Origin of the sequence: Ensifer sp. (assembly GCF_035999135.1) — a bacterium.
GTDB lineage: Bacteria > Pseudomonadota > Alphaproteobacteria > Rhizobiales > Rhizobiaceae > Ensifer.
Map to the genome: position 1 here is coordinate 36,424 of NZ_DASYGZ010000203.1, position 10,144 is coordinate 46,567.

The window sequence follows — 10,144 nt, forward strand, 5'->3', positions numbered from 1 at the left end:
TACTTTACGGTAAATTAGAAACATCGACTGGACGTAGCGCTCCAAGCCCGATAGCTTTTAATATATCAGACTCAGGTTCGTGGATGGTCTCAGTCTGGTTTGGTTTTGGTATTGATAGAAATTTGGCGTGATCTTCATGCGGCGTCAGCGGCGCGTTTTTGCGCGCGGCCCGATGGGGAGAAGGGCGGAAAATGATCGATTTCAGCGCGAATTTGTCGGCGTTGACGCTTCCTGACGGACGGAACATCCGGGGGCCGATCTGTTGCGAAGAGGATATCAGGCGGGTGATCACCCAGGTTGCGGACGCCTACGGCTTCCGTGGTTTCCTGGTGCTGGCCGTGCCGGAGACGGATTGCACCAACCTGTCGGTCAATGCGCTGATGACCAACTACCCGACAGCCTTTCTTCAAGGTTATGACAGCGCCGGGCTGATCAATGGCAGTCCGGTGATCCAGCGCCTGCGTCGCAGCACCATTCCCTTCACCTACGACGCCCACCAGCTCGCGCGCCGCCGGTCCGACGGCAAAGGCGATGCCGCGATCTGCGTCTTCGAGCAGGCCAACATGCCGCGCGGCCTTTACCTGCCGGTTCATGATGCAGGCGGACATCGCGCGGCGATCGCCTTTGGCGGCGACCGTCCGGTGGTTTCGGGCGACGAGCTGCAGGAACTCAACCTGTGGGCAGGGGTGCTCTACAGCAAGTACATGGAGGTCCGCGACCGCGACCGGCGGGGTGCGGGAAGCCTGTCGCGCCGCGAGGTGGAATGCCTGCGCTGGGCGGCTGCGGGCAAGACCACCAGCGAAATGGCGAAGATCCTGGCCCTGTCCGAATACACGGTCAATCACTACCTTAACCGGGCGACACGCAAGCTGGATTCGGTTAATCGGGTTCAAACCGTTGCCAAGGCGATGCGGGCCGGGTTGATCAACTGACCACCGCTGCGCGCCGTGCGCGAAGTTGACGACGACATCGACCCTTCGCCGGGGAAATACACAGACTTTTGGGTCGAGGCGGCGGGAAACGCCAACATCTGGTGGTATTGGCGGGCGGCTCGGTCTATTTGATACGTAATGAATGCCATGGAACGCGCGAATGCAGGATACGATGACGACCGGGATGACTGACGCAGATCTGCCCCGGGGCGGCGATTTCGCGTCCGAGATCGCAAAGCTTGAGACCCAGTTCGACATCATCCGCTACATGCGGCGGGTCACGCAGGTCTTTGGCTTCAAGACATTTCTGATCTGCTCGATCCCGTCGATCGATGTGGAGCGCCTTGCTGCGAGCACCGTCATCTCCAACATGCCGGCAGAACTGTTGAACAAGTACGACAGCCTGTCGATGCTGCGCTTCAGCACCGGTGTGCGCCGCCTGCGTGAGACCACGACGCCGTTCCAGGTGACGCTGGCGGACTGGGAAGGCGAGGGCGGCAAGCCGGAATCGGCTGCCGAATACATCGCGATGCTGCGTGAGAACGGCATTTTCCAGGCCAGCTATTTTCCGGTGCATGATGCCGAAGGCGGCCGCGGTGCTGTCATCCTGATGGGGCCGCTGGTCGAACTGCCGATGACGGTCACCATGGAATTGCAGATGATTGCGATCCATGTCTACAACCGTTTGGCCGAGATCGGCTCGGTCTGGAAGAGCAGCGGTGCAGCGCTTTCCGAGCGCGAGATCCAGTGCCTGAGCTGGACCGCCGCAGGCAAGACCAGCGCCGAGATCGCCGGCATCCTTGGCCTCTCCGAGCACACGGTCAATCACTACCTTAACCACGTGACCAAGAAGCTCGACGCCGTCAACCGCACCCAGGCGGTCGTCAAGGCGATGAAGAAGGGCTACATCAGCTAGCCCCCTCAGGTTCGCGCCTACGCGCAATCGACGCCTTGGCCCCCAGATCCTCTTTTTTGCCCGCAAGGGATTTTAGCGGGAGTTGTCGGATGCCTGGCCGGGTCCCGGCGTTGCCCGCTGCGGTCGTCTGCCGGCGGTCCCGACCTGCACCATCCTTGGACGTTTTAGAGACGATTGCCCAGAATCTGGGCAGATGCCGCCGCCCGTCGATCCTTCCTTCTGGTCGATTAAGTCATTGATATAAATGAATATTTGTCTCCCGTGGGAAACTGGCACGCATCCTGCATTTCCAAGAGCATGTCCAGAGGGGACTAAAAAGAAGACAGCGCCCAAGAAGGTCGCGATCGATAGGGCCACTGCCCGCCTCAGGTGATCCCGGATGTACGGACACCAGAGGCGCGCGGTGGCTCTTGCTTTTTGCGATATGCCGCATTGGCGAAGCGCTCCGCCTCGACTATCTAAGGACTTAACAAAAGAATGAGAGGGCGCCATGCCGGAAGTCACGAAAGAAGTGGTCCTTGAGAAGCTGCGCACGGTGCGCGGACCGGGCATGGAAGGCAACATCGTCGACCTCGGCCTCGTCTCGGACGTCTTCATCTCCGACGGCAAGGCCTATTTCTCGATCACCGTTCCGGCCGATCGCGCCAAGGAACTGGAGCCGATGCGGGCGGCCGCCGAACGCGTCGTGCGCGATATCCCGGGGATTACCGCAGCCATGGTGGCGTTGACGGCGGACCGCAAGGCCGTGTCTGGAGGCGCTCCGGTGCAGCGGCCGCAGCCCCAGGCCCCATCGCATGCCGGGCATTCCCATGCCGGTCATTCGCATGCACCACGCCCAGCGGGCGGGCCGCCGGCCAAGGCCGGAATCCCGGGCGTCGGCGCCATCATCGCGGTCGCGTCGGGCAAGGGCGGGGTTGGCAAATCGACGACGTCGGTCAACCTGGCGCTGGCGCTCCAGGCAAACGGCCTGAAGGTCGGCCTGCTCGACGCCGATATCTACGGGCCGTCGATGCCGCGCCTGTTGAAGATTTCCGGCCGGCCGCAGCAGATCGAAGGCCGGATGATCCGCCCGATGGAAAACTACGGGCTCAAGGTCATGTCTATGGGCTTCCTCGTCGACGAGGACGTGGCGATGATCTGGCGCGGGCCGATGATCCAGTCGGCGCTTCTGCAGATGCTGCGGGAAGTCGCCTGGGGCGACCTCGACGTGCTCGTCGTCGACATGCCGCCGGGCACCGGCGACGCACAGTTGACCATGGCCCAGCAGGTGCCGCTCGCCGGCGCCGTCATCGTCTCGACACCGCAGGATCTGGCGCTGATCGACGCCCGCAAGGGCCTGACCATGTTCCGCAAGGTGGAGGTTCCCGTTCTCGGCATCGTCGAAAACATGAGCTATTTCATCGCCCCGGACACCGGCAACCGCTACGACATCTTCGGCCACGGCGGCGCCCGCAAGGAGGCCGAGCGCATCGGCGTGCCGTTCCTTGGCGAGGTGCCGCTTACCATGGGCATTCGGGAAACGTCGGATGCTGGCACGCCCCTGGTCGCGTCTGACCCTTCCGGCGAGGTCGCGCGCATCTATCGGGAGATCGCGTCGAAGGTCTGGGGCCAGGTGTCAGCGCAAAAGCAGGACAAGAGCCGGGCAGCGCCGAACATCGTCTTCGAATGAGCGTCCGCAGGGCTCCCTCGACCCCCTGATCGTTTTGTCCTTGATTCGGTTTTGATTTAGGCGAACATGGGATAGGGTGTCGGCGTGACGGCGGCGCGCCGAGCAGCAAGGGGGCATTGATTTTGCGGTTGCGTTGCGCCATATGCCTTGCCGCACTTGCGACGGTGCCCAACTTCACGCCCTCTCGCCGGAGATCTTGGCCTCTCGCGATGACTGAGTTGACGACTTTGTCCTGACTGGCGGAACGCACCATCCGATGGATCTCTTTTGTGGGTATTTTGTGGCGCACGACCTCTCGCCATTGCTGTCCGGCGATAAGCTTCGCATGACGAGGGCGGGTGCATGATCACCGGCTATTGCGCCGACGGGACCGCCGTCGTGCTGTCGGCGGCCGAACCGCCCGAGAGCCTGCGCTCCGATATCATCTGGCTGGATCTCGTTGAGCCGACGAAGGCGGAAGACCTGATGATGGAGAAGCTGTTGGGCATCTCGATCCCGACGCGCGACGATCTGAAGGATATCGAGCCCTCGAGCCGTCTCTATGTCGAAGAGAGCGCCGTATTCATGACCGCATCGCTGGTTTTCCGCTCGGCGACGGAGATACCCGGGCTCACGGATGTCGGCTTCATCTTGTCGGGCGGTCGCCTTGTGACGATCCGGTACGCGGAACCCCGCTCTTTCGCCCTGTTCAAGGCCTCGATGCACCGTTTCCCGGGCAATTGCCGCAACGGCGCCGTGGTGTTGACCCGGCTTCTGGAAGCGATCGCCGATCGCACGGCCGAAATTCTCGAAGAGGCGGTGATCAAGATCGATGATCTGTCGATGGCCGTTTTCGGCGACAAGGCGGCGGGCAAGCGCCGCCCGCCGCATTTTCTCGAGGCGCGCCTGCGGGACGTCGCCGGTCATCATCGCCTTGTCGCCAAGACGCGCGACAGCCTTGCTTCGCTTTCACGCCTGCTGACCTTTGTCTACACGGTTCCCGACGTGCAGGGCGACAAGGATACGCGCGAACTCTGCCGCTCGATCTCGCGCGACATCCAGTCGCTTTCCGAGCATGCCGGCTTCATCTCCGGCAACATCACCTTCCTGCTCGATGCGTCGCTTGGCCTGATCAATGTCGAGCAGAACGCCATCATCAAGATATTCTCGATCGCGTCGGTCGTGCTGTTGCCGCCGACCCTGGTCGCTTCGGTCTACGGCATGAACTTCCGGGTGATGCCCGAGCTGGAGTGGCAACTCGGCTATCCCTGGGCCCTGGCAGCGATGGTTATCTCGGCTGTGATCCCCTTCTTCTTTTTCCGCTGGAAAGGCTGGCTTTGAAGGCCAGTAGGTTTGCATGATCCAACCGCATGCCCCCTCCCACGAGCCGAAGGATCTGCGCCGGCTGCTGGTCCTCGGGCTTGGCTCGATCGGTGTCGTCTATGGCGATATCGGCACCAGCCCGCTCTACGCCTTCCGCGAAGCGTTGCGCCCGGTATCCCACGACGGCGTCACCGACGTCGAGATCATCGGTCTCATCTCGTTGATGATCTGGACGCTGACGATCATCGTCACGATCAAGTATGTCTTGTTCCTGCTGCGTGCGGACAACCAGGGGGAGGGCGGCACGCTGTCGCTGCTCGCCCTGCTGATGAAGTCGGCCAACGGCCACGCGTCGATCCTCTTCTTCATGGGGATTGCCGGTGCTGCCCTCTTTATCGGCGATGCGATGATCACGCCGGCACTGTCGGTTCTCTCGGCTGTCGAAGGTCTGAAGCTGGTGACGCCGGCGCTGTCGGAATATGTCGTGCCGATCGCCGTCGTCATTCTGCTCATGCTCTTTGCCGTGCAGTCCAAGGGGACGGCGGCCGTTTCGAACTTCTTCGGACCGATCACGCTCGTCTGGTTTCTGGTCATGGGCGGCATCGGCCTCGTGCACATCGCCGACGACCTGTCGATCTTCAAGGCCTTCAATCCCTATTACGCCGTCAGCTTCATGCTGAATGAAGGCTATGTCGGCATCATCGTGCTCGGCGCCGTCTTCCTGACGGTGACAGGCGCGGAAGCGCTCTACGCTGACCTTGGCCATTTCGGCCGCCGCCCGATCCAGTGGGCCTGGTTCCTGATCGTCTTTCCGGCGCTGACGCTCAACTATCTCGGACAGGGCGCGTTCGTCCTGAAGAACCCGGAGGCGATGTCCGACCCGTTCTTCCTGATGTTTCCGAAATGGGCGCTGCTGCCGGTGGTCATCCTGGCGACCTTTGCCACCATCATCGCCAGCCAGGCGGTGATAACAGGCGCCTTCTCGCTGACGCGACAGGCGATCCACCTCGGCTTCCTGCCGCGCATGGCGATCTTCCACACGTCCGAAACCCACACGGGCCAGATCTACCTGCCCAACGTCAACACGCTTCTGATGTTCGGCGTCATGGCGCTCGTCTTCGTCTTCGGCTCGTCGGAATCGCTCGCGACCGCCTACGGCATCTCGGTGACCGGCGCGATGGTGGTGACGACGGTGCTCTCGTTTGAATTCCTGCGCATGCGCTGGAACTGGTCGGCCCTTGCGGCTGCGGCAGTGCTGGTACCGCTGTTTGCGCTGGAGTTCATCTTCCTCGGCGCCAACATGCTGAAGATCCATGACGGCGGCTATGTGCCGGTGCTGATCGCCGCCACTTTCATCATCATCATGTGGACCTGGCGGCGCGGCACCGCCATCCTGCACGCCAAGACCCGCCATATCGACATTCCGCTTGCGAGCTTCATCAAGTCGATCGAACGCAAGAGTGAGCACGCCCCGGTCGCAGTACCCGGTACCGCCGTGTTCCTGACGAGCGATCCGGAATCGACACCTGCAGCACTCCTGCACAACATCAAGCACAACCACGTGCTGCACAATCAGAACTTCATCCTGACCATCCGCACCGCCAACACGCCGAAGGTTCCGAAATCGGAGCGGGTGAGCATGCAGCCGCTGTCGGATCGCTTCACGTTGCTTGAGATGCGCTTCGGCTTCATGGAGACCCAGAACGTGTCGCAGGCGCTTGGCCTCTTCCGCAAGTCGGGCCTGAAGTTCGACATCATGTCGACCTCGTTCTATCTCGGCCGCCGCAAGCTCGTTCCGGACGCCGAATCGGGCATGCCGCACTGGCAGGACCGGTTGTTCATCGCCCTTGCCAATGCGGCGATCGACCCTTCCGACTATTTCCGCCTGCCCACCAACCGCGTCGTCGAACTCGGCTCGCACGTGATCATCTGACGCGCACTTGGGCGCGGGCCTTCTTCAGGGGCGGCTTCACGGCGAGGCCGCCCCTTTGTTTTGATCGGGACCGTTTCCATCAGCGAGGTCGCATTAACCAAACATCAAGGTTAATGCTTCATTTTCAAGGCTCGAACGAAGCAGTGCCGGCCGTCTGTCCGGCTGCTTGATTGTCTTAGCTTCCCGCGCGGGTTCTCCGACGCTGGCCCCATCGCCGGCGCGGGCGAAGCCGTGCCGCCTTTAAGCGTTGCGTGGAGTCGGTTGGTGCGTAAGAGTCAGAACCTGCGTCAAAAGTCTCGTCTGAACGTTTCCGCCTGGATGGCGCCTGCGATCATCGGCATGGCGCTCTATCTCGGGTTCCCGTCAGTCGCCGCCTATGCGGACCTGGCGACCTTCCTTTCGGGCATCAACCGCGGCGGCGAACGCTGGCGCATGTATATGACGCCATCGCCGGCGGGCTCGATTCATGAAGTCGAGATGGTCTTTACCGATCCGGTCACCACTGGAGCACTCGATGGCGGCGCCGGCATCAACATGCCCGATGGCAGCCGTGTGGCCCTGACGTCCGAAACCAAACATTCTGGCACGCCGGACGAGGACCGCGTCAACCGCCAGGCCAAGAAGGGCCGCATTGTCGCCGTGACCCCGGTGACCCCGCCCAAGGACTTCACCGCCGGCTCGATCCTGCAGCGCACGAGCTCCCTGACGGAGCCGCGCTTCGAAGCGGGCGAGAAGATGGTTTTCGCCAGGCCGAACATCAAGGGCAAGGAGATCGAGATCGCCACGGCCTTCTATCGGAAGCGGCCGCCGAAGGCGGATGCCGGCGTTTCGCCCATGCTCGCCAAACTCGTGACCAACGAGAAGGCCGACATTCTTGCGACTGCCTATGTCCGGCCCGAGCCGGACTATGCGCGTGAATCGCCCTTCGATTCGATTCTGCGCGAAGACAAGAATGCCGGCCGGTTCATTCCCGATATCGCGCCGGATGATCATGCCTGGGCCGCAACGGCATTGCCAGGCTCGGTGTTCAGCAAGGAAGAGCAGGCGTGCCTCGCCGAAGGCATCTACTTCGAGGCGCGCAGCGAGCCGCTCAAGGGCCAGGCTGCGGTTGCCCAGGTGATTCTCAACCGTGTCCGCAACCCCACCTATCCGAAGACGATCTGCGGCGTCGTCTACCAGAACAAGACCTGGCGCAACCGCTGCCAGTTCTCCTTCGCCTGCGACATGATCCGCGACCTCGTCTACTCCCGCTCGCACTGGAAGGCGGCCAAGGAGGTCGCCATGGCGGTGACCGCCGGCAAGATCTGGCTGCCGGAAGTCGGGTCGGCGACCCACTACCACGCAACCTACGTCAACCCGCCATGGGCCAAGACGATGAAGCGGGTCGGCAAGATCGGCATGCACATCTTCTATCGCACCTATGGCGGCGGCTGGAGCTGATCGCGCCTGACGCGATTCCGCCGTCTTTCCGTTGGCGCGCGCAAGAGGCAGATTCCTGCCAACGAGTGCGACGATTCCGCCGGCAAGCGTGCCGAAGATCGATCGACATGGTCGTAACCAGATGAATTTGTTGCAAAATATTGTCCACGCCCAAGCGGTCCGCATGCCTTGACTATGCGGATGCCTAAAACTATGTTGCGCGCGACTTCAAATGGGGCCGAAACGTGGCTTGAACCAAGGCCCTTTGTATGACCGAAATCACGGTCTGAGACCGGACAAGGGCAACAAGGGAGCAGCCACGTGGCGGAGAAACCTGAAGAAAGTCTGGAAGCGCGGCTGAAGCAGCTCGGCGACAAGATCGAGGCCAAGAGGCCTCAGGCGCCTGATGCAGCGGAGGCACGAGCCGCCGAAAGCCGTAAAGGCTATGCGGCGGCGATGAAGCTCTCGAGCGAGTTCATCGCCGGCATCGTTGTCGGGGCGTTTCTGGGCTATCTTTTGGACCACTTTGCGGGTACAGGGCCGTGGGGAATGATTGTCTTCCTTCTTCTCGGGTTCTGCGCTGGCGTGCTGAATGTGCTGCGCTCGGCCGGGATGGTGGCGACACCGGAAGCCGGACGAGGCGGTTCTGGGAATGACAAGAAGGACGGAGACGCCCGCTGAGGCGTTGCCCCGAAGAAAACGGTTTCCGCTCCCGGGCGGGTAGAACGAAAGAGAAGCGCGGTGTCAAACGATCCGACCCACCAGTTCCTGGTCAACAAGATTGTCCCGATCGAAATTGGTGGCATTGACTTTTCCTTCACCAATGCGTCGCTGTTCATGGTTGCGACCGTGGGTGTTGCCGCAGGCTTCCTTTATCTGACGACGTCGCAGCGCGGTCTGATCCCGACCCGCCTGCAGTCGGTTTCGGAAATGTCTTACGAATTCATCGCCTCGATGCTGCGCGAAGGCGCCGGCAGCGGCGGCATGAAGTTCTTCCCGATGGTGTTTTCGCTGTTCATGTTCATCCTGACGGCGAACCTGCTCGGCATGATGCCCTACTTCTTCACCATCACCAGCCAGATCATCGTCACCTTTGCCCTGGCGCTGTTCGTTATCGGCACGGTCATTCTCTACGGCTTCTACAAGCACGGCTTCGGCTTCCTGAAGCTCTTCGTGCCGCATGGCGTTCCCGGCGTGCTTCTGCCGCTCGTTGTCGCGATCGAAGTCATCTCGTTCCTTTCCCGCCCCATCAGCCTCTCGGTCCGTCTCTTCGCCAACATGCTGGCCGGCCACATCACGCTGAAGGTTTTCGCAGGTTTCGTCACGTCGCTGAGCGCTCTTGGCGCAGTCGGTATCGGTGGCGCCATCCTGCCGCTCATCATGACCGTCGCCATCACCGGTCTTGAATTCCTCGTCTGCTTCCTCCAGGCCTATGTCTTCGCGGTACTGACCTGCATGTACCTCAACGACGCTGTGCATCCCGGAAGCCACTAAGGAATAACAGTCGCTTGCTTTCGGCCGGCCCTCCGCCGGAAGCACAATCCTAAGCCGCAACACCATTCGAAGGAGTTCAATCATGGAAGCGGAAGCAGCAAAGTACATCGGCGCAGGTCTCGCTTGCCTCGGTATGGCCGGCACGGCTCTCGGCCTCGGCAACATCTTCGGCAGCTACCTCTCTGGCGCGCTGCGCAACCCGTCGGCTGCTGACGGCCAGTTCGGCCGCCTCGTATTCGGCTTCGCCGTTACGGAAGCTCTGGGCATCTTCTCGCTGCTCGTAGCTCTGCTCCTCCTGTTCGCCGTCTAATAACGGCTGGAGTTTCGGCCGCGGCCCCTCAAAAGGCCGCGGCCGCGCATATTCTTGAGTGCACCTGGAGGTGAGCATGTTTGTGACCGCGGCCTATGCCCAGCAGTCAACCACCACTGAAGGCGCCGAAGCACACGATGCCGCTGCGGCCGGTGAGGTGCACACCGAA

At 61.7% G+C, this 10,144-nt stretch carries 10 protein-coding genes and 1 pseudogene; 10 read left to right on the top strand and 1 reads right to left on the bottom strand.

The features are described 5' to 3' along the window. Positions 1–4 precede the first annotated feature (4 nt). Entirely contained in the window at positions 5–292 is a 288-nt protein-coding gene (locus tag VGO12_RS26795) for a hypothetical protein (RefSeq protein WP_327515767.1), read from the bottom strand. Here VGO12_RS26795 and VGO12_RS26800 point away from each other — a divergent pair. The 10 genes and pseudogenes from VGO12_RS26800 to VGO12_RS26845 form a co-directional block, all read left to right on the top strand. After that, entirely contained in the window at positions 192–932 is a 741-nt protein-coding gene (locus VGO12_RS26800) for a LuxR family transcriptional regulator (RefSeq protein ID WP_327515759.1), read from the top strand. The two genes, VGO12_RS26795 and VGO12_RS26800, sit on opposite strands and share 101 nt — an antisense overlap. A 142-nt stretch (positions 933–1,074) precedes the next feature. Beyond that, positions 1,075–1,848, top strand: a complete 774-nt coding sequence (locus tag VGO12_RS26805; protein ID WP_065776018.1) for a LuxR family transcriptional regulator — start codon at positions 1,075–1,077, stop codon at positions 1,846–1,848. Positions 1,849–2,338: 490 nt separating this feature from the next. Further along, the gene (gene apbC, locus VGO12_RS26810) at positions 2,339–3,517 is read left to right on the top strand and encodes an iron-sulfur cluster carrier protein ApbC (RefSeq protein WP_327515760.1); all 1,179 of its coding nucleotides are present in this window, start codon (positions 2,339–2,341) and stop codon (positions 3,515–3,517) included. Positions 3,518–3,859: 342 nt separating this feature from the next. After that, positions 3,860–4,837: a magnesium transporter CorA family protein gene (locus VGO12_RS26815; RefSeq protein ID WP_327515761.1), complete on the top strand. Its 978-nt coding sequence runs from the start codon at positions 3,860–3,862 to the stop codon at positions 4,835–4,837. Positions 4,838–4,853: 16 nt separating this feature from the next. Further along, on the top strand, positions 4,854–6,752 hold the full coding sequence (locus VGO12_RS26820) for a potassium transporter Kup (RefSeq protein ID WP_327515762.1): 1,899 nt from the start codon (positions 4,854–4,856) through the stop codon (positions 6,750–6,752). A 318-nt stretch (positions 6,753–7,070) separates the two neighbouring features. Further along, positions 7,071–8,192 carry a cell wall hydrolase gene (locus tag VGO12_RS26825; protein WP_327515766.1) on the top strand — a complete coding sequence of 374 codons (1,122 nt, stop codon included), beginning with the start codon at positions 7,071–7,073 and terminating at the stop codon, positions 8,190–8,192. 300 nt (positions 8,193–8,492) lie between these two features. After that, complete coding sequence (locus VGO12_RS26830) at positions 8,493–8,852, top strand: AtpZ/AtpI family protein (RefSeq protein WP_327515763.1); 360 nt, start codon at positions 8,493–8,495, stop codon at positions 8,850–8,852. Positions 8,853–8,912: 60 nt separating this feature from the next. Further along, complete coding sequence (locus VGO12_RS26835; protein WP_327515764.1) at positions 8,913–9,665, top strand: F0F1 ATP synthase subunit A; 753 nt, start codon at positions 8,913–8,915, stop codon at positions 9,663–9,665. A gap of 82 nt (positions 9,666–9,747) precedes the next feature. Continuing rightward, positions 9,748–9,975, top strand: coding sequence for a F0F1 ATP synthase subunit C (locus tag VGO12_RS26840; RefSeq protein WP_025426100.1), 228 nt, complete (start codon positions 9,748–9,750; stop codon positions 9,973–9,975). A gap of 76 nt (positions 9,976–10,051) precedes the next feature. Further along, positions 10,052–10,144: pseudogene (locus VGO12_RS26845) on the top strand (F0F1 ATP synthase subunit B'); the annotation flags it as partial.

Coding starts and splice junctions, on each gene's coding strand:
- apbC (WP_327515760.1), top strand. CDS start 2,339: ATGCCGGAAGTCACGAAAGAAGTGGTCCTTGAGAAGCTGCGCACGGTG.
- VGO12_RS26815 (WP_327515761.1), top strand. CDS start 3,860: ATGATCACCGGCTATTGCGCCGACGGGACCGCCGTCGTGCTGTCGGCG.
- VGO12_RS26800 (WP_327515759.1), top strand. CDS start 192: ATGATCGATTTCAGCGCGAATTTGTCGGCGTTGACGCTTCCTGACGGA.
- VGO12_RS26820 (WP_327515762.1), top strand. CDS start 4,854: ATGATCCAACCGCATGCCCCCTCCCACGAGCCGAAGGATCTGCGCCGG.
- VGO12_RS26825 (WP_327515766.1), top strand. CDS start 7,071: ATGGCGCCTGCGATCATCGGCATGGCGCTCTATCTCGGGTTCCCGTCA.
- VGO12_RS26805 (WP_065776018.1), top strand. CDS start 1,075: ATGCCATGGAACGCGCGAATGCAGGATACGATGACGACCGGGATGACT.
- VGO12_RS26840 (WP_025426100.1), top strand. CDS start 9,748: ATGGAAGCGGAAGCAGCAAAGTACATCGGCGCAGGTCTCGCTTGCCTC.